18 protein-coding genes and 4 pseudogenes are annotated in these 22,689 nt (G+C 59.9%); 9 read left to right on the forward strand and 13 right to left on the reverse strand.

Annotated elements, in window-relative coordinates; all coding sequences use genetic code 11:
• Positions 1-385 precede the first annotated feature (385 nt).
• The 9 genes from N4T19_RS01520 to N4T19_RS01560 form a co-directional block, all read right to left on the reverse strand.
• Positions 386-1,402 (reverse strand): response regulator, encoded by a 1,017-nt coding sequence (locus N4T19_RS01520; RefSeq protein ID WP_116925145.1) that lies wholly within the window; start codon positions 1,400-1,402, stop codon positions 386-388.
• Positions 1,399-2,406, reverse strand: coding sequence for a chemotaxis-specific protein-glutamate methyltransferase CheB (cheB, locus tag N4T19_RS01525; protein ID WP_182345407.1), 1,008 nt, complete (start codon positions 2,404-2,406; stop codon positions 1,399-1,401). Before cheB ends, N4T19_RS01520 begins: the two co-directional genes overlap by 4 nt.
• Complete coding sequence (locus N4T19_RS01530) at positions 2,403-4,625, reverse strand: hybrid sensor histidine kinase/response regulator (RefSeq protein ID WP_260719266.1); 2,223 nt, start codon at positions 4,623-4,625, stop codon at positions 2,403-2,405. The genes cheB and N4T19_RS01530 overlap by 4 nt, the downstream gene beginning before the upstream one ends.
• Positions 4,626-4,680: 55 nt before the next feature.
• A complete protein-coding gene (locus N4T19_RS01535; protein WP_116925148.1) occupies positions 4,681-5,367 on the reverse strand; it encodes a chemotaxis protein CheW in 687 nt (228 codons plus the stop codon).
• A complete protein-coding gene (locus N4T19_RS01540) occupies positions 5,351-6,610 on the reverse strand; it encodes a CheR family methyltransferase (RefSeq protein WP_260719267.1) in 1,260 nt (419 codons plus the stop codon). The genes N4T19_RS01535 and N4T19_RS01540 overlap by 17 nt, the downstream gene beginning before the upstream one ends.
• Positions 6,607-7,089, reverse strand: a complete 483-nt coding sequence (locus N4T19_RS01545) for a chemotaxis protein CheW (RefSeq protein WP_027010358.1) — start codon at positions 7,087-7,089, stop codon at positions 6,607-6,609. The genes N4T19_RS01540 and N4T19_RS01545 overlap by 4 nt, the downstream gene beginning before the upstream one ends.
• Before the next feature lie 2 nt (positions 7,090-7,091).
• On the reverse strand, positions 7,092-8,729 hold the full coding sequence (locus N4T19_RS01550) for a methyl-accepting chemotaxis protein (protein ID WP_182345412.1): 1,638 nt from the start codon (positions 8,727-8,729) through the stop codon (positions 7,092-7,094).
• A 594-nt stretch (positions 8,730-9,323) separates the two neighbouring features.
• Positions 9,324-10,850 carry a dynamin family protein gene (locus tag N4T19_RS01555; RefSeq protein ID WP_260719268.1) on the reverse strand — a complete coding sequence of 509 codons (1,527 nt, stop codon included), beginning with the start codon at positions 10,848-10,850 and terminating at the stop codon, positions 9,324-9,326.
• A complete protein-coding gene (locus N4T19_RS01560; RefSeq protein ID WP_260719269.1) occupies positions 10,847-11,674 on the reverse strand; it encodes a P-loop NTPase family protein in 828 nt (275 codons plus the stop codon). Before N4T19_RS01560 ends, N4T19_RS01555 begins: the two co-directional genes overlap by 4 nt.
• Positions 11,675-11,690: 16 nt before the next feature.
• Here N4T19_RS01560 and N4T19_RS01565 point away from each other — a divergent pair.
• Positions 11,691-11,903: pseudogene (locus N4T19_RS01565) on the forward strand (LysR family transcriptional regulator); the annotation flags it as partial.
• 669 nt (positions 11,904-12,572) lie between these two features.
• Here the strand turns inward: N4T19_RS01565 and imm45 are convergent.
• Both imm45 and N4T19_RS01575 read right to left on the reverse strand, forming a co-directional pair.
• Positions 12,573-12,983, reverse strand: a complete 411-nt coding sequence (imm45, locus tag N4T19_RS01570) for an Imm45 family immunity protein (protein ID WP_116925152.1) — start codon at positions 12,981-12,983, stop codon at positions 12,573-12,575.
• Positions 12,984-13,104: 121 nt separating this feature from the next.
• Positions 13,105-13,725 (reverse strand): LysE family translocator, encoded by a 621-nt coding sequence (locus tag N4T19_RS01575; protein WP_260719270.1) that lies wholly within the window; start codon positions 13,723-13,725, stop codon positions 13,105-13,107.
• A gap of 104 nt (positions 13,726-13,829) precedes the next feature.
• Between N4T19_RS01575 and N4T19_RS01580 the strand changes: the two genes are divergently transcribed.
• From N4T19_RS01580 to N4T19_RS01595, 4 genes and pseudogenes are all read left to right on the forward strand, one after another.
• Entirely contained in the window at positions 13,830-14,105 is a 276-nt protein-coding gene (locus N4T19_RS01580; protein WP_260719271.1) for an Lrp/AsnC family transcriptional regulator, read from the forward strand.
• Positions 14,106-14,123: 18 nt separating this feature from the next.
• Positions 14,124-14,285: pseudogene (locus N4T19_RS01585) on the forward strand (Lrp/AsnC ligand binding domain-containing protein); the annotation flags it as partial.
• Positions 14,286-14,401: 116 nt separating this feature from the next.
• Positions 14,402-14,920 carry a sigma-70 family RNA polymerase sigma factor gene (locus tag N4T19_RS01590; protein WP_260719272.1) on the forward strand — a complete coding sequence of 173 codons (519 nt, stop codon included), beginning with the start codon at positions 14,402-14,404 and terminating at the stop codon, positions 14,918-14,920.
• Positions 14,913-15,209 carry a DUF4880 domain-containing protein gene (locus N4T19_RS01595; RefSeq protein WP_260719273.1) on the forward strand — a complete coding sequence of 99 codons (297 nt, stop codon included), beginning with the start codon at positions 14,913-14,915 and terminating at the stop codon, positions 15,207-15,209. Before N4T19_RS01590 ends, N4T19_RS01595 begins: the two co-directional genes overlap by 8 nt.
• A 2-nt stretch (positions 15,210-15,211) precedes the next feature.
• On the opposite strand, the pseudogene N4T19_RS01600 reads toward N4T19_RS01595, so the two are convergent.
• Positions 15,212-15,490 (reverse strand): annotated as a pseudogene (locus N4T19_RS01600) (leucine zipper domain-containing protein); the annotation flags it as partial.
• Between the two features lie 131 nt (positions 15,491-15,621).
• Between N4T19_RS01600 and N4T19_RS01605 the strand changes: the two are divergent.
• Both N4T19_RS01605 and N4T19_RS01610 read left to right on the forward strand, forming a co-directional pair.
• The gene (locus tag N4T19_RS01605; protein WP_260719274.1) at positions 15,622-17,253 is read left to right on the forward strand and encodes a TonB-dependent siderophore receptor; all 1,632 of its coding nucleotides are present in this window, start codon (positions 15,622-15,624) and stop codon (positions 17,251-17,253) included.
• 98 nt (positions 17,254-17,351) lie between these two features.
• The gene (locus N4T19_RS01610; protein WP_409935190.1) at positions 17,352-17,903 is read left to right on the forward strand and encodes a TonB-dependent receptor domain-containing protein; all 552 of its coding nucleotides are present in this window, start codon (positions 17,352-17,354) and stop codon (positions 17,901-17,903) included.
• A gap of 232 nt (positions 17,904-18,135) precedes the next feature.
• On the opposite strand, the gene N4T19_RS01615 is transcribed toward N4T19_RS01610, so the two are convergent.
• Complete coding sequence (locus tag N4T19_RS01615; RefSeq protein ID WP_165841148.1) at positions 18,136-18,468, reverse strand: excalibur calcium-binding domain-containing protein; 333 nt, start codon at positions 18,466-18,468, stop codon at positions 18,136-18,138.
• Positions 18,469-19,474: 1,006 nt separating this feature from the next.
• On the opposite strand from N4T19_RS01615, the pseudogene N4T19_RS23295 reads away from it, so the two are divergent.
• Positions 19,475-19,828, forward strand: a pseudogene (locus N4T19_RS23295) (hypothetical protein); the annotation flags it as partial.
• A complete protein-coding gene (locus tag N4T19_RS01625; protein WP_260719276.1) occupies positions 19,829-22,624 on the forward strand; it encodes a DUF11 domain-containing protein in 2,796 nt (931 codons plus the stop codon).
• The last annotated feature ends 65 nt before the right edge of the window (positions 22,625-22,689 follow it).

Below are 22,689 nucleotides of genomic sequence, written 5' to 3' on the forward strand. Positions count from 1 at the left end.
TGGGTCTCAGGGCGGTTTGACTTGATCTCAAATACCAGCAGGGCGCGTGATCTTCTCCAGCTACAAGCGTAGGCCGAGGTTCAACGGGGTGGGATTGTTTGCAGTCAGAGCCAGACACCGGGCCGCGCTGGCTAGAGCGCGTCGGGGCCTGGTTCGAAGTTGCTGAGGGCGGCTTCAGGCTGGTTGCAGTCCGCCAACTCAATAAGTTGGATCACTGAGGCACCCAGAGCAGTCATTGCAAGGATCCGTCCTTGCAGGTCTGCACGACACCCTTGACGCACCCTGCGTAGACTTGCGGCCATCCAACGCTACCAGCGCTTTGGCGAGCCGGAGGAAGCCCATCCCCTGCTGATCAAGATCGCATCGAATCAGAAATTTACCGTACTCAGGCTACGCCGATGCGATTTCGACCACTTTCTTTGGCCTGGTACAGCCCAGTGTCTGCGCGCTGTATCAATGCAATGGGTTTGAGGTCTTGCTCAGGCACCATGGTGGCAACTCCGATGGAGACCGTCACTGTGGCATCGGCTACCGGTGCAACATGTGCAATGGCTAGTGCCTGGACTGCGCGCCGCACACTATTGGCGAGCGAGCATGCGCCGTCTTGCGAGGTATTGGGCAAAATGATAGCGAACTCTTCACCCCCATATCGGGCGACCAGATCACCAGAGCGCGAGCAAGATTGTGCAAGGACCTGGGCCACGCTGCGTAAGGTCTCGTCGCCCATCACATGGCCGAAACTGTCGTTATAGGATTTGAAAAAATCGACATCGATCATCAGTAGGGAGAGTTCAATTCTCTCTCGCCGTGCGCGTTTCCATTCCAGGTCCAGGTGCTCATCGAAATGCCGCCGGTTTGACAAGCCAGTCAAGCCGTCGAGCTTCGTCATACGCTGCAGCGCAAGATTGCTCTCCAGGAGTTGCTGTTGGCTCAGGCGCAAGGCTTGGTTCGCCAGGTCGCGTTGCTTCATCGCCAGATAGGCTCGGGAGTGGTATCGGAGACGTGCTATCAGTTCCACTGCATCTGGCAGTTTCACGAGATAGTCATTGGCCCCCACTGCAAATGCCTGGCTCTTGATCTTCGGGTCTTCCTTGGATGACAGAACGATGATGGGCAGGTCGCGTAATTTCTGATTGTTGCGATATTGGCTCACCAAGTCCAGACCATCAACACCGGGCATCACCAGGTCTTGCAGGATGACGGTCGGCTGGATGTGTTCAGCCATTTCCATGGCATTTTTCGGGTCTCCGCAGTAGTGGAAAGACACGCCGATCTCATGGCTCAGCATGCGGCGTACGGCCTCGCCGATGATGGCTTGGTCATCTACTAGTAAAACCTTGACTTCAAGCTCGCCAGGCTCCCCGGCAGAGGTGTTTTCATCCAGAGTTGGAATAGGAGTCATGAATTTCTCTTTACCGCCATCCAGCGGCATAGTTCGGCCAAGCGGTTGGCGATGCGGTCCAGAGGCAGGACTTCCGCTGCCGCATCGATAGCAACGGCGGCCTTGGGCATTCCCCACACCACGCTGCTGGACTGGTCTTGGGTAATGGTGGCAAAGCCTCGCTCGCGCATAGCCTTGAGCCCATCTGCCCCGTCTCGCCCCATACCCGTTAGCAACACACCGATGGCATCACCTCGCCATTGCTCGGCAATGCTTTGAAAGAAAATGTCGATCGACGGACGGTAAATTTGCGCATCAGGCTTGAGTGAATACTGCAGGTCGCCGCGGCGGCTCACCGTCAAATGCTCATTGCGGCCAGCCAGCAAGACCACGCCGGTCTGCGGTATCTCACCAGCCTGAACCAGGCGTACCGGAAGCGTTGATTCCCGCGCCAACCATTCAGCCATGCCCGCAGAGAACTTGTCGTCCAGGTGCTGAACCAGTACCACGGCGGCGTCAAGATCTTTAGGCAGTTCACGCAGCAACTGGTTGAGTGTGGCGGGCCCACCAGCGGAGGCACCGATGGCAATCAGGCACGCGCGTTTCGCGCTGGTGCGCGTGGCTCGTTGGGTAACAGGCTGCGGGGGCGTGGCCAGCCAGGCGATGTTCTGGATCTTGCGCAGCAGCAGCGCTGGATTGAATGCGCTGCCGTTCGCCAATTCGGGCAGATGCACCACATCAAGGGCACCGTGGCCCAAGGCATTGAATGCCCATTCGGTATGGAGCTCGGTCGCCAGATCCAGCAGTAGCAAAGGGCATGGCGCCTCATTCATGACACGTTGCGAAAAGGCCACTCGATCAGCTGTGCCCAGTTGCAGCAGCAGTAGCTCAGGGGGCATATCACGACACAGGCGCAAGGCCTGCGTCTCGTCTTGTGCCACCCAGTGGATGTCGTGCAGCGGCTCCAAAGCGTGTTCGAGGCGTTGCGCCAACTCAGGGGTGTTAACCATCAGTCCAAGCTTCATTCAACAGCCTCGCCAATCAGCATGTGTACAGCCTCCAGTAATGTTTCATCGTGAAAGCTCGACTTAGCAAGGTAGTAGTCGGCTCCCGCATCAAGGCCGCGTCTGCGGTCTTCCTCGCGGTCTTTGTAGGATACAACCACCACGGGCATGGACTGCAGTTGTGCGTCGCGCCTTACCAGGCCTACCAGCTCAATGCCATCCATGCGGGGCATGTCGATATCGGTCACCAGGAGGTCATATTTTTCTGCACGCAGAATGTTCCAGCCATCGATGCCATCCACGGCCACGGTCACCTCGTAACCGCGCCCAATGAGCAGCTTGCGCTCCAGCTCACGCACGGTCAGCGAGTCGTCCACCACCAATACGCGCTTGCGCCGCAGTGACGGCCCTTCAGACAACCGTGCAACCCTTTCGACTTGGCCTGCACCCAAGAGCTTGTCAGCGGAGTTCAGCAAGTCATCCATATCCACGATAAGCACCGGACTGCCGTCATCGAGCAGGGCACCTGCCTCCACGCCGCGCAGCAGGCCTAGGCGGGAGTCGATGGGAACGACAGCCAGATTTTGCTCGCCAACAATCCTGTCTACCGCAATGGCAAGGCTTCGGTCGTGGTGCGGTATCAAAACCACTGGGAGGCCCAGCGGATCGGATTTGCCATGCGGCAGTTGTAAAAGCTGGTGGGCAGCGACCAGACCGATGGCGCGCTCGCGTACCCAGATATGTTGCTGGCCCTCCACCATGCTGATGGCGTCCGCCGGGATACGCAAAGTCTGCTCCACTTGCGCAAGCGGAAGCGCGTAGGCCTCACCGCCGATCTCCACCACCAAGCAGCGCAGCATCGACAAGGTCAGAGGCAGTTGCAGCTGGAACACCGTCCCTCGCCCCTGTTGCTGGCGGACGCGCACCGTACCGCGTAGTTGACGCAGCGTGTGCTGGACCACATCGAGGCCCACCCCACGGCCAGAGATCTCACTGACTTTCTCGCTCACGCTGAAACCCGGCAGGAACAGAAAAGCCAGCAATTCTTCCTCATGCATGTGCTGGGCCATCGTTTCGGTGGCCAGCTTGCGTGCGATGACTGCGGCACGTACGCGAGCGAGGTCAACGCCTGCTCCATCGTCTTCCAGCTCAAGGACCAGGAGCCCAGCAGCATGCCGAGCCCGCAGTACCAAGTTGCCTTGTGCCGGCTTGCCGCTGGCCAACCGTTGTGCGGGGCTTTCAATGCCGTGGTCCACCGCATTGCGCAGTAACTGGATCAGTGGTGCTTCCAATGTCTCCAGTACGTCGCGATCTCCTTGTACCTCTTCGCCTTCCAGATTCAGCCATACCTCTTTGCCAAGACTGCGACTGAGCTCACGCACCATGCGCGCCTTGCCAGCCATCAGATCCGCGCAGGGGCGCATGCGCGAGGCCAATACGGTGTCATACATGCGCTGGCTGCGCTGCTCAAAGGCCCAGCCAAAGCTGTCGAAAGCCGCTGTATGTTGTTGCAACTGGCTTTTGGCTTCCAGCGTCCAGTGGTTCACATCGGATAGCAAGGCCTTGGCACGAGGCGGTAGCTCCTGCCCCAGCAGCGCATCGCGCAACCCATGCAGGGATCGATCAATATGGTCTTGCAGGCGTTTGAGTTGTGCCAACTCCTGGCCCAGGGACTTGGTACGCTGTGCAGCCACCAGTGAGCGTCCCGCCAGATCGAGCAGATGGTCCAGGCGTTCGGCTGACACACGCAGGATACGGTCATGCAGTTCACCGGCGGGCTCGGGCTCGTTGGTCTCAATGGCGGAGACTTCTTCCGGCAAGGCCGGCCTGAAGTCCGGCATGGCATCGGGTACCGGCGCATCTTGCTGCGTATCTTCTGCCAGGATTGCTTGCAGCGCAGGCAGCCCTTGCACGCTGATCCCTTCACTCAACTGCCTCAATGCCTCTGAAGCGCGTAGCAGGGCGTCGATGCGTGTGGAGCTCAGGCGGACCTTGCCGCTCTGGGCACAGACTAGCAAGTCCTCCATCACATGGGCCAATGTCACAGCGACATCCAAGCCGACAATGCGTGCCGCACCTTTGAGTGAGTGCGCTGCACGCATGCAGGCCTCCAGCTGCGCGGGATCGGTTGGCTCACGCTCAAGTACCAGCAGGCATGAATCCATGACCTGGGTTTGTGCCTGCGCTTCTAGACGGAACAACTCCAGCATGGAGCTGTCTTTGTAGGCATCAAGGCTCATGGCTTGACCTTTGGTCCATACATCGCGAGATGTGCCAGCGGTGTTGCTTGTTGGATCATCTAAGGCTCCTGGACAAGGCTTGCAACAGGCGATCAGCATGGAGCACCGTGATGCTGTGCTGCTGCCACTGCATCACCGCAGAGGCTAACTGGCTGACCGCAAGGCCACTGGCATGGCCCGTCTTTTGCAGCTTGGCAAGTGGAATCGCGTATATGCCTTCCACCGTCTGAACCTCCGTCACCAGTGGGCCGCCAGGTGTGTCCAGTATCAGCATGTGGGGGCGGTCTTGCGGCGTGGTCTCGGTGGTCAGGCCCAATACCAGGTCAAGCGCCATACAGGGAACCAAGGTTCCCCGTACATTGCACAGTCCACGCAGTGAACGGTTGCGGGGGTAAGGCAGTCCGTGAACGGGCACGGGCAACGATACTTCTAGCAAAAGCGTTGAAGGCAGAGCCAACCAGTTTTGCCCAATGCGAAAGATCAGGACCGACAGTGTCTGGCCATCAGCCAGCGGGTCAGGTTGCTGATTCTCCGCGAACGAAGCCTCGTCCACCATCTCCAGATCCAGCTCATGCCGATCGAGCAGCAGAGCGGCAGCCTCGGCATAGCGTTCGCAGTTATGGCAATGAACATGCTGGAGCAGCCTCTCGCAGGAGCGGTCGCCGCGAACACCAATGCGCTGCCAGCAGGCGTCAATAGCTGGGGGCTCTAGCGGGATATGGCGATCAGGACTTGCCGGCATCTTGGGTTTCTCTCTGCTTCAGCCGTTGCTGTAATCGTGCCGCACCGCTGTGGTCGCCTTGTGTCACCAGCAGGGCTGCCAGGTGTGCCAGTGCTCGGGTGTGGTAGGGCTCAAGGTAAAGCGCTTTGCGGTAGTGGCGCAGGGCAGCCTCGGCCTGGCCTGCACCGTCACATATCAAACCCCACCAGAAAAACAACTCGGCGGTCGGCCCATGCTGGGTCAACTGCTGTGCGCAGGCAGTGAGCGCCTCTGCGCTGCGTCCTGCATTGGCGAGCTCGGTGATTTTGCGCAGTCCAGCCGCTGCATCGTCCGTTGGCGGCGATTCACTTTTGGCAGCTGGTGAAGGCGCCATTCGGCGTACGGCCGAAGTGGCACGCAATGGCAAAGGCGAAGGCGCGCGCGGCTTGACCGCCGCAGGCAATATGGGGCGCGCTGGCACTGGGGGGCATGGCAGGGTGCGGCGGCGGAACGCGAAACTGTGTGCGGCATCCAGCGATTCGAAGCCTTGTTGGCTTAGAACGCCTGCTTCGGCTGGCCCAGTGAACAGCAGTCCGTCGGCGCGCAGCCAGCGTTTGAGATTGGTCAGCGCCCGCAACTGCGTAGGTCGGTCAAAGTAGATCAGCAGATTGCGACAAAATACGATGTCGTAGTCCGTCAGCGAAGGCGGCATGGTGCTGCCGAGTATGTTCCCACACTGAAAGCGCACCACGGCGCGTAGCCTCTCATCGATGCGGTGGGAGCCATCCGCCTCACGTTGAAAATACCGCTCGCGGATGCCTGGATCATCGCCGCGAAAGGCATTCACGCCATATTGGCCAAGGGTCGCATGTTCTATGACGCGCTGACTGATGTCCAGCGCATCAATCTGAAATTCGTGCGCTGCAAAATCGGCATCGAACATGGCGATTGCCATGGAGTAGGGCTCTTCTCCGCTGGAGCATGGCAAGCTGAGCAAGCGCAAAGGTTGCCCTACAGGGAGCCGGCGTTGTAGCGCTCGCGCTTGGGTGGTCAACAGCGAGAACGATTCAGGGTAGCGAAAAAACCAGGTCTCAGGAACCACCATGGCTTCGATCAGTGCGCGCTGCTCTGTCTGCGATTGGCGGATATGGCTCCAGTAGGCTTCTTCATCCATGGAGTTGGCCTTCAACCGTTGCCGCAGTGAACGCTCGACTGCCCCTCGGCCCAGCGTACTCGCGTCGAGTCCGATAAGCGATCGCAAGAGTTGTTCCAGTCGTTCAATCATGCTAGCTTGCCCTGGGGCGGGAACAGCAACTGGACCATATCCGGTGGCAACAGCCCTTCAATGGAGATGTGCTGAATCATGTCGCCCAAGCCTTGCGCCTGAACGGCGCCCAGGTAGGCGCCTCCTGCATCCAGCCCCGTCGGCTGTTGTGCGGGGCTAGGCAGGCGCATCACCTGATTGGCCTTCTCAAGGATCAAGCCAAGGGATTGGGTCGACGAATAGTGCAGCAGCACCATGCGGGTGTTGATGCTATGCCGAGCCTTTTGCCCAAATACACGCTGGCAAAGATCCAGTACTGGAATGATCTCCCCGTGGTAGGACAGCAAACCAGCCACCCAGGCGGGGGCCTCCGGCACATGCTTGAGCCTTTGCAGGGGCATGATTTTGCGAACCACGCTGGCAGGCAAGGCGTAACGATCGGCGCCCAGGTTGAACAGCAGGTGCAGCGGTGCGGGCTCCGTTGCTGGGGTCAATGCCACGATTAAACCTTGAAGCGGCTCACCCCGCTGCGCAGATTGTTGGCTACATCGCTCATGTTCTCAACTGCCATGCCGGCCTGGTGCAGTGACTCTACGGTTTGGCCACTGGCTTCGGTGAGTTGGCTCAAGGCCTGCTCAATTTGCTCGGCCCCGCTGGACTGAGTTTGCATGCCTTCACTGACCTGTTGCATCTGCGGGGCCAAAACCTGAATTTCGTGGATGATCTGTGACAGCTGGTCGCCAACTTGGGACATTTCAGTATTGCCGCGGCGCATCTCTTCGGAGAATTTTTCCATCCCCATTACGCCTGCGGACACGGCAGACTGAATTTCGCGCACCATCTGTTCAATATCGTAGGTGGCAACCGCAGTCTGGTCCGCCAGACGGCGTACTTCAGTGGCTACTACGCCAAATCCGCGGCCATATTCGCCCGCTTTCTCGGCTTCGATCGCAGCATTGAGAGACAGCAGATTGGTTTGGTCAGCGACTTTGACGATGGTGGTAACGACTTGATTGATGCCGCCAGCCTTTTCGTTAAGCAAGGCGAGTTTGGCGTTGACCATTTCGGAGGCACTGGTCAACTCCTGCATCACCTCGGCCATGCGTACTACGCCTCGGTGGCCCGACCCGGCCAGCGCTGCAGTTTGCTCGGAGTGGGCCGAGACATCACCCATGGTGCGCACCAGCTCCCGAGAGGTCGCGGCAATCTGGCGCGAAGTTGCGCCAATTTCGCTGGTGGTCGCAGCCGTTTCCGTGACGGTAGCTTGTTGTTGCTTGGTGGTTGCAGCGATCTCAGTGATGGACGTTGTCAGCTGAACCGATGAACGCTGCGCTTGTACCACCAGTTCGCGAAGCGAGGTGACCATGCCGTTGAAGCCTGCCTCAATGGCAGCGAATTCATCGCTACGGTTCAGACTGAGCTTGCTCGAAAGGTCGCCCGTACCCAGCGTTTTCATGGCCGCCAAGGTTGCTTGAATAGGACGTAGTATCGAGCGGTGCAAGAGCAGGCCGCAAATGATGGCCAGCACCAGAGCCAGCACCAGCGCACTGACTGCCAAGCGCTTGTTGGAGCTTGCGATTTCTTGAATCGTCTGCATGTCCTCCTCCACGGCATGTTGGTTCAAGTCAACGATGCGGCTGACCTGCTCCTGCGCCTTGCGCCATTGCGGCAGCATTTGCCCGCTGCGCAACTGCGCAGCTTCAGCGACCTGACCACGCTCCAATATTTCAACCAGCAGATGCGTATTTTTCTGATACGCCTCACGTGTACGCGCGAACTCCGCGGTCGCATCGCGATCTTCCTGGCGGGTGATGGTGTTGAGGTATTTGGCGTAAACCTTGTCCAAACTGGCTTCGATCGCGCTCAACTGCGCCTTGTTTTCGGCGAGCACGTCGCTGCTGCGACCGGCATTCGCCTCCGCATCCCGAAGTAGGTTGAGCGTCTGGTAAAAATGGAGGGTCAAATCCTGGCGCATCTGGCCAGCGAATCCCATGCCCGCGAGGTCGGAGGAGAGAACGTCGGCAGCCCGCTCATGGTTCGAATCCGCACGCATATAAAAGATGGCGGACATCCCGAACATCACCGCAATAATTAGTGCAAAGCTGGCGGATATCCGCTGGCTGACCGTTAGGCCCATCATCGTATGTCTTTCTATAGAACGTACTCAAATTGTATTGCCTTGTGAACTCCAAATCACATTTAATTACTGGGCATGCTGGTGCTGCCGAGCGCTGTTTGAGGCTGAAATCCAGCTAGGTCGTTGCGCTGCGCAGGCCGTTCTCCTCTCTGTAGATCCTTCGTAATCTCGCGAGAGTGCAAGCCAAAAATCCCTCTGCTTAATTGTTCTTTGTTCGCCTCAAATCTATAAAACAGGCGCAACGGATATGCGGCAAGCTATGGGATAGATGGTAGGTCGATGATGGTATCTATCGCGCGGATCTGGTGATTGGCTGGCACCAGCAGTTCTGGCCTGACCAGGGGCCGTCCAGCAGAAGCCCATTGAGTCCCCAAGGACCCTGCTGGCGTTGTGCAGACGCTCCAAGCGGTGTGTGTACGCATTGTTCCTTCAGCGTTGGGGTCACGCGTTCGACCATGCCGTTTTGCTGCTCTTGAGCCTCGTCCATCCACCTTGAAAAACATGGGCATGTTTTTGCCCGAAGCCCGGATCGGATGGCAAACCATGACTCTAGGTGGCTCGGTAGGTGACATGGGGGACATGGGCGTGCGTTCGCATTCAAGCCCGCAACGCAGTGCCCACGCTATGCAAATCCTGGCTGCACTGCCGCAAATGCGCCTGCATCTGCGCGACTGGCAGCACCATCGGCTCCAGTGCATGGCTGCAGGTATCGACCGCCGCAGCCAAAGCCACCTCTAGCTGCTCGCGCACAGCATTTTGCAAAGTCGCGTAAAGGGCATCAGGGCCCACAGTAGCCGGTGGCAACCCCAGGGTCGCTGGTTCTGCTTGCAGCGCAGGCAGTGCATAGCCACCGAGATGGCTGCGCAGCTGTTCCCTAATCTCACCTCGCACCAGCGCGGCAACCTCGGCAGACAGCACGTGCAACCGGTCCGCATACAGATCCAGCAACCCCGGCAGTGCCGGGATGGTCTGGCGCCATGCGGCGCGCAGCATCGCTGCCTTGCTGTGTTGCAGGCGCTCCTGCTCTTGGTCCAAAGCCACCTGCAAGCGCTGCAGCTGGGGCAGCAGTTCCGTATCGATGGCGCATTGCACGTTCTCTTCCAGGTGGTGCAGCAGCACCTCGGCTGGCTTGCGCTGTTGGTAGGCCTGGGCGGGGGCCAGTACCTTGGCGATGGCGGTGTAGAGGCGCAGCAGGCCGGCGTTGGCCAGGGGGTAGGGCCCCGGTTGGCTGCGTGCCATGTGGACCGAGACGGAGACGGGGCTCCTCAGCACCGACAGATCAATGCCCAGCTGGCGCAGCTTGCCCTGGGCGCGTGCCTGTACGTCGGCCTCTTGCAGCGCGCGGTTGGCTTCGGTTTTGTTGCGCAGGCATTTCTGGATCTCGCCATCGACCTCGTCTTCTTCGATCAGATCGCTGCGGGTGATGACCGGCAGCAGCGGTTTGTTGCGGCGCAGTTCGCGGGCGAGTTCGTCCAGCTCCTGCACCTGGCCGGGCGAGGTGGAGCTGCTGAGCCAGAGCAGGCCGTCGGCGCTTTCGGTAAAGCGCTGGGTGAGGGCGGCGTTCTCGGGCGTGACGGAATGCAGGCCGGGGGTGTCCAGCAGCACCAGGCCGGTGCCCAGGCACAGGCCTTGCAGCCGGGCTGTCGTTTCGGTGGCGCCTTCGCGCAGGGGCTCATCGCTTTCCACCACGGCCCCATCTGCTAGATGAAAGAAGCGCACGGGCTGGCCCTGCGCGGCAAAGCGCTCGGCCAGAAAGTTGCACAGCGAGCTTTTGCCGGCATTGAACTTGCCAAACACCAGTAGGATCTCGCGCTGCTCAAAGTCCTGGGCCAGGCTGCGCGCGGGCTGCAGCGCAGACCATTGCTGCGCCCAGCGCGCCTGCAGATCCTGGCATTGCTGGTGGAGGGCCTGGGCCTGCTGGGCCAGCGGGTGGCTGGGCTGTATCCCGGGTTCTGGTGAAAATGCGCTGCTCAGGACTTGCTGCAGTGTGGTTTGCCAAGCTTGCAACTGTAGCAGCTGGGAATGCAGATGTGCCCGCCTGGCCTGGTCGTTGGCAGCGGCGGGCCCGGCGGCGCTGCCAACCACATGGGCCAGAAACTGCTGCTCGCCGGCCATCGCATTCATGCGCGGGTCTCCAGTGCTTCGAGTGCGCTCAAGGCCGTTAAAGCCTGGGCGCTGGCCTGTACCCGGGCTTCTTGGTTGGCCATGCGCTGCACCAGCGCCTGGCGGTCGGCCGAGCGCTCAAAGTAGCGGGTAAAGGCCTGGGCCAGGGCGTTGCGCCCGGCGGCCTCGCAAAACAGGCGGCGCATGTCTTGGCGGTATTTCACCGAGACGCCCATGACGGCGACCATCACGCTGTCCAGGCTCTTGACCTGGGTCTGCTGCTCCAGCGGCAGCTCCACCACGCCATGCTTGGTCAAGATGGCGCTGATGCTGATGCAGGCCTTGGAGTAGGCGACCTGCAGGCGGTTGCGCTCGAGCTTGCCGGGCGTCATCTTGAACTGGTCGGCAAAGCTATCGGGCGTGCGCGAATGGTCGGGCCCCGGCACATCGAGCACGGCATGGATGTCGCGGCCGGTCTTGTCTTGCACGGCGGCCAGGTCGCTCGCAAAGCGCTGGCCTTGCTCTGCCTGCAGCTGGCGCAGCTGGGCCAAGCGCTGCTGGCGCTCGGCATGCAGGGCCTGGAGCTGGCTGCGAATCTCCTGCAGCAGCAGCGCTTTCTCATGGCTGCGCGCCTGGGGCACCTGGGCGAGCGCATGTTGGAGGGACTGCTGCAGCGCCGGGATGCCGCTTCTCTCCAGCAGCAGTTGTTTGGCGCCATCCACGCCCAGGCGGTAGCGGGTGGACGAGACGGCCAACCACATCGGGCCGGCGGCTTGCTCTGCGATGGCGCCGCTCACTTGCTGCTGGGCGGCGTCGTCGGCCAGTTGGTCGATCTGGGTGAGCACACACAGCGTCTGGCGCCGGGTGCGCTCGGACCTGGTCTACCGCCTGATCGACGACGAGCGCGCCACCTCGCCGATCATCCTGAGCCACCGGGTCAATGATGACTCCTGGTACATCTCGGCGATCAAGGAACTGACGGCCGAGATGTATGCACAGAACCCGCCCTGGCTGGATTTTGAGACGAATGCGTTTCCGGCGGGGGAGATGTATGGGGGTGCTGGGAAGCGGTGAGGGGGCTTGCTGGACTGTTGAATCTCCGCTGTTGAAGCCCGCTGCAGCAAAAATGGGAGATCAAATATGCAGTGGAGTTATGGCCCAAGTAGAACAGGCTGGTTGCCAAGAATTTACGGATTCTTCGCGACTACAGGGCGCTTAAGCGAACCCGTCGATGGGCGGCGTAGCTTTATCATGCGGCGATGAACATAGAAACTACGACGCACCTCCAACAGCTCATCGCTGAAGAAATTCGGTCTGCGGATGGCGACGAAGTTGTGACTAACATTTATGAAGTCGTAGAGAAAATACAACTGCTAGAGCAGCCTCGCCAAGTGATACCGATCATCTTTCGTTGGGCTGAAGAAAATCATCCCTGACTGATCGACGATGAGCCATCTCGGCTTTTTATCGAGGAGCAGGATGATTATGTTCCTGCCCTTGAGGAATCGATCAGTCGCAGGCCCACGGAACTCAACACCTGGATGGCTTACCGGCGTGCGAACGGCGAGACAGAACGCTCAAAAGTTAATCATTGGATAGCGGTATTCCAAAAAGTTTTGCCGCACCCACAAGCCAACGAAGAGTGCAAACAACAGACTGCAGATTTTATTTCTACTCAAATCAAGCGGCATGTCTAAGAGGGGCGGGTCTGGGCCGGTGATGCGGCCGGCTGATTCTGGTCGCTTACTTCATTTGAAGACCGCGGGGAGCTGACAGCGCAGCGTCTTCAATCTGAACCTCGGAAGGGTAGTTCTCTATCACCCGAACGCATTCAACTGGGCACTCCGGATAAATCCAATACGCCCAGTTGGCGATGATCCAATCGGTAGAAAGAGCCTGTGCATTCGGCGCCCTGGCATCTACGGGCAGCTTCACAAGAATGTGGCCGGCCTTGTACCCTGTGGTGACGATGAATGCAAAGCCGCAAGGTGATTCGTGATCGACCACCACCATAAAGTCAACGACATTCTCATAAGGCCAAACGGCTTTGAGGCAGCGAAACACCGTACCTCGATAAATGAGCGTGGACGGCCAACTCGAAAGTGGGCTCCAACTTGCCTTTACGCCACCGATCGCTGGTTCTTTTGTGCTCATACCGCTTTACTCTACACCGTCTGTCGCTGCCCAATGCTGAACGGCTCATCAGCACCAGCAAAATCCAGTGAAGCTGCAAACCGAATGTGCCATTGCTGCTGATCGGCAGCCACCGCCTCCATCAATGCATCGCCCGTTCAGCCAGCAGCAGCAACGCGATGCCGAGCATCAGCGCACCAGACACACGAGATACGACCAGTGCCGCGCCTGGGCGCGAGCCCAGCACGCGCTGTGCGGCCAAGCCCACGGCGAGATACACGCCGCAGCAGCTCAGCGCATGCACGGCACCCAGCATCATGATCTGCAGTGTGACGGGCCAGGCACTTTCGGCGTGCACAAACTGCGGCAGCAACGCCAGAAGCAAGAGAATCAGCTTGGGATTAAAGCTGCTGATACCTGCGGCCTTGCACGCCCATTTCCATCCACCACCCACCAGCTCGGATTGGGCGCTGACGGTGGCGGCAGGGCGGCGCAACATCGCCACGCCCATCCAGAGCAGGTAGGCGGAGTCGGCCACCGTCAGAACCGTCAAGACGATGGGATGGCTGGCGACCAGTGCGCCAACGCCTGCGGCCACGGCCGCCGTGGCCAACAAGGCGCCACAGGCTAGGCCCACAACCGCCGAGCAGGCCAAGCGGCGTCCGCGCAGGCCTGCAGAAATGACATGGGCCCAATCGGCGCCCGGGGTGATTACCAACGCAAACGACACTGCCCAGAAGGCGGCTACAGCGGTCAAAGGCACAGTACTTCTCTCTTCAAACAAAGGACAGAAGGATAGGCAACATGTAGCAGAATGTGCTTCCCATAAATTCCAATAAACAAGAGAAAAATGGAAGCTATTGAAAAATGAATGCACTGGATGGGAAAATTCTTGCAGCGCTGGAACTGGATGGGTGCTTGAGCCTGACAGACCTGGCTGCGCAAGTGGGGGTAAGTTTGTCCTCCTGCCATCGGCGTGTGCGCACGCTGGAGGAGGCGGGCGCCATCCGCGGCTACCGTGCCGATCTGGCACCGGCGGCACTGGGTTTGGACTTCGCCGCCATCGTCTTCGTCACGCTCAATAGCAGCAAGGTTGTGCGCGAGTTTGAAAAGGCGGTCGCGGAACTGGACAACGTGATCTAGGCCCAGCGGCTCTTTGGCGACCCAGACTATCTGCTGCAGATCGTTGTCAAGGACTTGCCCGCTTTTCAGAAGCTCTACGACGAGAAGCTGACGGCCTTGCCTGGGATGCAGCGCATGACCTCGACCTTGGTCATGAAGGATGTGGTGTTCAATCGCCCGTTGACCTCAGCGTTGGGCTGATCGGTACCGTCAAGCACCGACACCCAAATCCTGATCAAACTTGAGGGTAAAAATTAAAATAGAATAAGAATCATTTGCAATAAATTAGGGGGCGCCTGCGCGGAGCTCCCATTTTTATGTCCCAAGATGCCAGTGCGCACCACGGCGTGCGACAGGAAGTCAGCGCGCTCTACCGCGACCACCACACGTGGCTGCGCACCTGGCTGCGCCGCAAACTCGGCGATGCGCACCATGCGGCCGCCCTCGCGCACGACATTTTTCTGCGCCTGCTGTTGCGCGATGAGCCGGTGGCGGCGAAGGAGCCGCGCGCTTTTCTGACCACCGCTGCCCAGCATGCGCTGCTGAACCGCTACCGCCGCCAACGCCTGGAGCAGGCCTACCTGGAGGCATTGGCGCAGGCGCCCGCCTTGATGGCGATGTCGCCCGAGGAGCGGGCGCTCTTGCTGGAGGCGCTCGATGAGATCGATCGAATGCTGGACCAATTGCCGGCTCCCGTGCGCCAGGCGTTTTTGATGGCGCAACTAGAGGGCATGCCCCAGCTGGAGATTGCGGCCGCGCTGGGCATTTCGCTCTCGACCGTGAAGCGCTACATCGTGCAAGCGGGCATGCAGTGCTATTTCGCCGTCCATGGCTGAGGCGGCGATTCCTCGGGCCGTTGCCCAGCAGGCGGTGGAATGGATGGTGGAGCTGCAATCGCCAGATGCCACCCCCGATCTGAAAAACCAATGGCAGCAATGGCGGGCGGCAGACCCGGTGCATGAACAGGCCTGGCAGCGCATCGAGGCCGTTAACGGCCGGCTGGGTGCGATGGCGGGGCCCGATACCTTGAACTTTGCCAAAGCCGCCTTGGCGCCGCAGCGCTCGGCGCGGCGCAGGCAGATGGTCAAGTCGCTGGTGGTGCTGGTCGTTGCCGGCGGTGCGTAGCTGGCAATGCGCGACTGCAGCATGCGGCGTTTGCGTAGCTCAACAATGAGTAAGGCCTTGGACTCGCAGATGGCTTTGGGAGAGCAAATGGGCCTGGAGGAAGCATCGGCCAGGGCTGCTTCGCCGCCCCAGAGGTAGCGGCCCAGCCACTTGCGAGCGGTCTGTGCGGTGACGCCTTGAAGGGCTCCGGCCTGAGAGGCATCCAGGCCTTGCAAGGTCATCTGTTTGACCATCTCCAGTCTCCGGGCAAAGGTAAGTCGGGCATGCTTATGAGTGTTCATCCGGTTGGCTGTCCTGAGTGGGTTGGGTGTTTGGCGACTTCCAGTCTCTCAAATCCAACCCGGATGAACACCGGATACAACCTATTGAACCTTCACACCTAGGCCATCCCCGCCGCCCGCTAGATGCAGCCTTGACGCGCTTTGCCAAGGAGAGCGGCGTGCTGCTGTCCTTCACCCCGGATACCACCGAGGGTCTACGCAGCCCCGGCCTGCAGGGCAGGCACACGGTGCCAGAGGGCCTGGCTGCCTTGGTGGCAGGCACGGGGCTGCAGGCGGTGCAGCAGGCCAGCGGCAGTTACCTGGTGGTCAAAAAGCCGGCCAGCAACGCGCCCGCGCCGGCCGCACCGGTCGTTGCGGCTGCGGCGCTGGCGCCCGAGCGCTCGTTGGCAGAGATCCGCGTGACGGCGCGGCGCTCGGCCAATGGCACGACCGAAGGCACGGGCTCGTACACCAACCAGGTGACCAGCATTGCCTCCAAGACTGACCAGTCCTTCCGCGAGATTCCGCAGTCGGTGTCGGTGGTGACGCGGCAGCTGATGGATGACAAGCGGGTGGTGGATGTGGAGCAGGCCCTGACTTTGACGCCTGGCGTCATCGTGGCTGACAACTCCGGCCGCTATTTCTCGCGCGGCTTTCAGATCACCAGCATGCAGATCGATGGCGGCGCGCCGATGGCCTTGGGCGCCTACACCTACCAGCCCCAGCAGGACATGGGCTCCTACGACCGGGTGGAGGTGATGCGCGGTGCATCCGGCCTGCTGGGCGGGGTGGGCGATCCGGGCGCCATCATCAACCTGGTGCGCAAAAAGCCGTTGGCGCAGCGGCAGGTGGAGGTGTCGCAATCGCTGGGCAGCTGGGGCAACCAGCGCACCGAGATCGATGCTACCGGCCCATTGACGCAGGATGGCCGCATCCGGGGCCGTACGGTGCTAAGCTACCAAAAGGGCTACTCCTACTTTGACTACATCAGCCAGGAAAAGCCTTCGCTCTACGGTGTGCTGGAGGCCGACCTGACGGCCGACACCTTGCTGACCGTGGGCCGCTCCTACGGCAAGGTGCGGCAGAAGGGCGACTATGCCGGCCTGCCACGCTTTGCCGATGGCCGCAGCCTGGGCCTGCCGCGCAGCACGGCCTTCTCCAACCCCTGGGCCTACTTCCACTACGAGAACGACGAGATGTTTGCCCAGCTGGAGCACCGTTTTGACAACCACTGGAAGCTCAAGCTCAACGCCACCCATGCGCGCACCGAGCAGCAACGCCGCTGGAGCACGCTGTCCGGCGCAGTAGACCCGCAAACCCTGGCCGGGCCGGTGTGGCGCGGCGGTGTGCTGGACTCGTCCAACACCCAGGACATGGTGGATCTGAACCTGAGCGGCCCGTTCTCGCTGCTGGGCCGCAGCCATGAGCTGCTCATCGGGGCTGATTGGCAGCGGGTGCGCAGCCGCTGGCAGAACATGAGCTATACCGACAGCGGCACGGTGGGCGGCATTGTGTTTGATATTCAGCCCTGGAACCCGGCATTTGACCAGTTCAACCTGAACCTCAGCGAGCGCTACGGCCCCTGGGGCCAGGAGCAGCTGGGCGCCTATGGCGTTGTGCGGCTGCACCCGAGCAACAAGCTGCATGTGATTGCTGGCGCCCGCATGGCGCTCTATGAGTTCACGCAGACCATGTCCGACATCATCGACACCGCTGGCAACACAGCCCCTGGTCCGCCAAATCGTTCAAGGAAAGCGCCAAGCTCACGCCCTATGGCGGTGTGATCTATGACCTGAACCCGCATTGATCGGCCTACGTCAGCTAATCGTCGATCTTCAAACCCCAGGCGCTCAACCTGGCGGGCCCGCAGCCGGGCACGCCGCTGAACCCCATCAAGGGCAAGAGCTATGAGGCGGGGCTCAAAGGCGAGCTGATGGATGGGCGCATGAACGCGACCTTCAGCGTCTTCAACGTGGAGCGCACCGGCACTGCGGTGCTCGATGAACGCTATGCGGAGAACTACAGCTTGTGGGGCGCGAGCTGCTGCTACCTGCCACAGGGCAAGGTCAGCAGCCGGGGCTTTGATGTGGAAGTGGGGGGCGAGGTCTCCAGCGGCTGGCAGCTGGCGGCGGGCTATACCTTCAACCAGACGCGGGACAAGACCGAAGGCACGGTCTTCAGCAGCATCACGCCCAAGCATTTGTTCAAGCTGTCCACCGTCTATACCTTGCCGGGTGCTTTGTCGAAATGGCGCGTGGGCGGCAGTGGCCGTATCCAGAGCACGCAGTATGTGAGCGGCTCTGTCACCAACAGCAGCGGCGAGAGCCAGCCCTACAAGTTCACGCAGGACGGCTATGCGACCTGGGATCTGATGCTGCAGTACCGCTTTGACCCGACCTGGACTTTGAGTCCTGAACCTGAACAATGTCTTTGACAAGACCTACTACCAGACCGTCAGCTCGGTCTACAACGGCAATATGCAGGCGCTGCCACGCAATGCGATGCTGACCCTGAACGGCAAGTTCTAGGGATGCTATGCAAAACGCTCGCCAAGCGGGATGGACGTAGATCACCCGAGACCGCGTTCAGACTACGGCAGGAAGTTATGTAGAGGGTCCCTAAGCCATCAGCGATGGAAAAAAGAGCCTGCAGCGCAGGCTCTTGGTTTATGGTCTTTTGTTGACGTTGCAGAGCTGCCGCTCGCAGGGAATGCCATCGTTGTCGCCATCCATCTTGGTGTCGGGGCAGTTCTTCAGAAAAAACTTGGCCTCTTTGCACGATGTCATCTGCGAGCAGTGGGTGCGGCCATCGCATTTGAACAGTGGGTTCGGCGCACTGGGCGCTGCTGCTTCAGGTGCCTCGGGTGGCTCGGGCTCGGAGAGAACCGGCTCGGAATCCCGCATCGATGCGGCCTGCTGCTGCTCATAGCGGCTGTAGACCGTCCACGCGGCTAATGCGATCAGCAGATAGATGACAGGCCTGAACACGGTCTCCTCCATTTTTTGGATGTTAATGAGTGTAACAACTCCATCCAAAGCCGAGTCAAGCCAGGGGCGCGGGAAAGCACTTAGCTGCTTGTCCCGGCAACAGCATGCGGTTCCTTCCCGCTGCCAGTTCGGGCTCTGAGCAGGTGCCGCTCAACCATGCGGCACGCAGTGCCGCGCACAGCGTCCAGATCGTACAGGCGCTGGCGAACCCGGCAGGCCGAGCCCAGCGCCAGGTCAAAGGCGCTGACTGCCAACCTATCTAACTGGAGTTGGTGGTAGAGCTTGGGGCAGGGCGCCACCAGGTTGCCCATGCTGCGAATGTACCCGTGGCAGCGCTGGGCGCCCCGGCTTTCACCTTTGGCGCGGTATGCCGCCTGGGCCCTATCAAGCCGGTGGACTTGAGCGCAGGGGCTCCACTGCCAAGTGGCTATGGCTGGCGCAAGGGTTTTCCCTGGCACTGTTTTCAGTCATTGACATTTAGTTACACGACCGGGATATTAGCGGCCTCTGCCCACCATCGCAGCGCTGACGCTCGGCCCACAAAGGGCTTCCTGGTGCTTGGGCTGACTCTTCGACGCTGGATGGCCAGCGCGGAGGGTGGATGGTCGCTGCCGGGCAGCCACAGGTTCCGGCGCTGCGCCAAGTCAGTGCCAATCAACTTATCAGCAATCTAGATGTGATCAGAGATTGTTCACAGTCTCAATGTCGTGTTTGAAATAAAATAGATTTCTTTGATTAATTCATATATTTATTAGAATTTTTCAATTGTTTGCAATCGCAGGTTGGTTGGAGATTGACTTCCTCATGGCCCTTGGCTGTGGGTAAAGGCCATGGCAGAAGAAGCCGCAGAGAGCGGCTTCATGCGATTTTGTGGGTGGTTTTGGGTAAACGCATTAACTCATTTCTTGCAGTTAATGATGGGTTGACGTCCTTTGATAAATTCTTTTAAAGATTTTATATGTCATTTAATTCTATAAAGAAGAGAATATCCAATTTCTGCTTCTTGTTATTCTCTTTTATGCTTTTGCCGGCGTTTGCGCAGGCGCAAACAGCAGATCTGCAGATTACCAAGACAGGGCCGGTATCTGCCAATGGTGGGGATGGGTTTTTGTATGTGCTGACCATTGATAACAACGGTCCAGGTGCAGCGGGTGGGGCCAGTGTGGTCGATAGCTTGCCGCCCAATTTGAGCAATGTTGCCGCTGTATGCGTGTCTGCCATCAACGGTGCGGCATGCCCAAGCTCCATGGCGATCGACGCCTCGGGTGTGACGGCCACCATTCCCAGCTTTCCGGCTTTGGGGCGGGTGATCATCAACATCACCGGGAATTTCCCCAGCAGTGGCCCTTCGAGTATCACGAACTCTGCCCGCGTGGATACCCCTGTGGGGGTGACGGATCCCGATCTGGCCACCAATACCAGCGTGGTGAGTACCGCCATGTCCTATAAAACGGATCTGGCCGTGACCAAGACGCAAAGCAGCAATGTGTTTGCACCGGGTGTTCCCATCACCTACACGATGACGTTGCAAAACAATGGACCGGCCAGCGCTGATGGCGCCCATATTCAAGACAGTCTGACCAATTTCGCCAATTACAACTCAGGCCCACCCTATGACTACCTGACGATTGCCAATACCTTTGTCAGCTGTACCGCCTCGGGCGGAGCGGTGTGCCCGGCCAGCTCCAATTTCAATAGCCAGTCTGCTACTGGCATTGACTACGTGTTGTTCAATACCTCCGTGCCCAGCTTGCCCTCGGGAGGTTCGATCACCATCGTCTACACCATGACGCCGACCATTACCGGTGCGCAGCGTTGCGGCACGGGCGCGGGATTTTTGCAAAACGAGTTCCGGGCATCGGTGCCAGCGGGCATGACCGACTCTGATTACAACAACAATGCTGCGCAAGTCAGCATCTCCACACCGCAATCGCCCAACTGCCCGCAGTCGGATCTGGCCGTGACCAAGACGCAGAGCACGGATACCTTTACCTCGGGTGCCCCCGTGACCTACACGATGACCCTGGTGAACAACGGCCCCAATGCCGCCGATGGCACCTATATCCGTGATTCCATTACCAGTTTTGCCAACTACAACGCGGGCGCTCCCTACGATTACATGAATATCGAAGCCAGCTTTGTCGACTGCTCGGCTTCTGGCGGCGCGGTTTGCCCGGATGGCCCGAATTTCAACAATATCTCGGCGACGGGTATTGATTACAACCTGTTCAACACGACGGTGCCCAGTCTGCCTGCCGGAGGTGCGCTCACCATTGTCTATACGATGACGCCCACCATTGTGGGCACGCAGCGCTGCAGCTCGGGCGCAGGATTCATCCAGAATGAATTCCGTGCCACCTTGCCCAGCGGCATGACCGATAGCAATTACGACAACAATGCATCGCAGGTGAGCATTCAAACGCCGCGCGCGCCCGATTGCCCGCAAACCGATCTGGAAGTCACCAAGACCCAAAGCAGCGACGTGTTTGTGGCAGGGCAGCCCATTACCTATACGATGACCTTGCTCAACCACGGCCCCAATGCGGTGGACCAGGTGCAGATCACCGATTCGATCACCAATTTTGCGAATTACACCTACGGCGCGCCTTACCAGTACATCAATACCAGCACGGCCTTTGTCAGCTGTACTGCGGCGGGAGGTGCGGTGTGCCCCGATGCATCGAATTTTGGCAACCAGTCCCAAGCGGGTATTGATGTGATGCTGTTCAGCACCGCCGTTCCCAAGCTGCCGGTGGGAGGTGCGGTGACCGTGGTTTACACGATGACGCCAACGGCGCTCCCGGTTCCGTCTTGTGGCAACAGCGCGTCGAGCTTTATCCAGAACACGTTTTCTGCCTCCGTTCCTGCAGGCTATATCGATCTGGGTCCGGCCAGCAATTCGGCGAGCGTATCGCTGCCTGTCAGCTGTGCGGATATTTCCGTGAACAAGAAGGTGGACCCGGTAACGACCAGCGTGAGCGGCTCCACCGTGGTGTACACCATTGATGTGGCCAATGCCACGGGCTCTGCTGCGGCGAACAACGTGGCTTTCTCGGACCCTCTGCCCAGCGGCTTTGTCTACGGCAATGCGATGTGCGCTGCCCAGACGCCAAATGCCATTTGTGGTGCGGTGAACTACGACGCGGCGAGCCACACGGTGACCAGCACCATCCCTGCGCTTCCCGAAGGCGGCATCGTGCGCTTTGTCATCACTGGAGCGGCCGGCAACACCGCGGGTACCTATGCGAATACGGCCTCTGCCGCTGTGGCGCCAGGGTGGCTGGACCCCGTGCCCTCGTCGAACAGCAGCACGGTGAACTTCCAGATCTTCAATACCAGCTCGCCCATCACCGTCACGAAGAAGGTGCAAGGCTTGCCTGCTGCAGGCATGCCCGCAGCGATGACCTTTACCGGCACCATCACCTGCGGCGCGCAGGCACCGCAGACATGGTCGGCCACCGTTGCCGCTGGCGCCTTGAGCGCGGACAGCGCGGCACTGACTTTCTATGACAAGGACAGCTGTACGGTGACCGAAGATACGCCGCCCGCAGCGCCCAATGGCTACACCTGGGTGGGGACGGCGACCATTGCCCCGAACCCTACCAATGTGTTGGGGCCGGCGACGCCCCTGACGGTGGTGGTGACCAATACCCTGGCTGCACTGCCGCCTGGCAAGGTAACGATCGCCAAGCTGGCGCAAACCGCAACGGGTACCCCTGCCACGGGAACCGCTAGCTTCAGCTTTGCCGGCACCGGCACGGGTGTGCCCGCCACCATGGCGGTGGCGACCCAGGCTGGCTCCGGTAGCCAGACCATCGACAACCTGGCAGCCGGCCAAAGCTACACCTGGACGGAAGGTGTTCTCTCCGGTTGGAAGCTCGCCAGCATCCAATGCACCGACCAAAATGGCGCCCCGCCGAAGAGCACGATCACCACCGATGTAGCCACGCGGCAACTGAGCGTTGCCCTGGTATCGGCCGAGGAGCTGGTTTGCACCTTTACCAACCGCCAAACAGATACGTCCGATGGTGGCCCCACTGATCCCAATGGCCCGGGTACTCCTCAGCTCAAGAAAGTGACGACCCTGGATCCATCCAAGCTGGTGCTGATGATGCTGGCAGTTGCAGCCATGGGCATGGCGGGCCTGCGCCGCGCACAACGACGCTGATCCGATTGCGCCAGGCATTGGACCGCAACGCCGATATCGTGGAGATATCGGCGTTTTTTATTTGC

It is taken from the genome of Comamonas squillarum (assembly GCF_025309455.1).
GTDB classification, from domain to species: domain Bacteria; phylum Pseudomonadota; class Gammaproteobacteria; order Burkholderiales; family Burkholderiaceae_C; genus Comamonas; species Comamonas squillarum.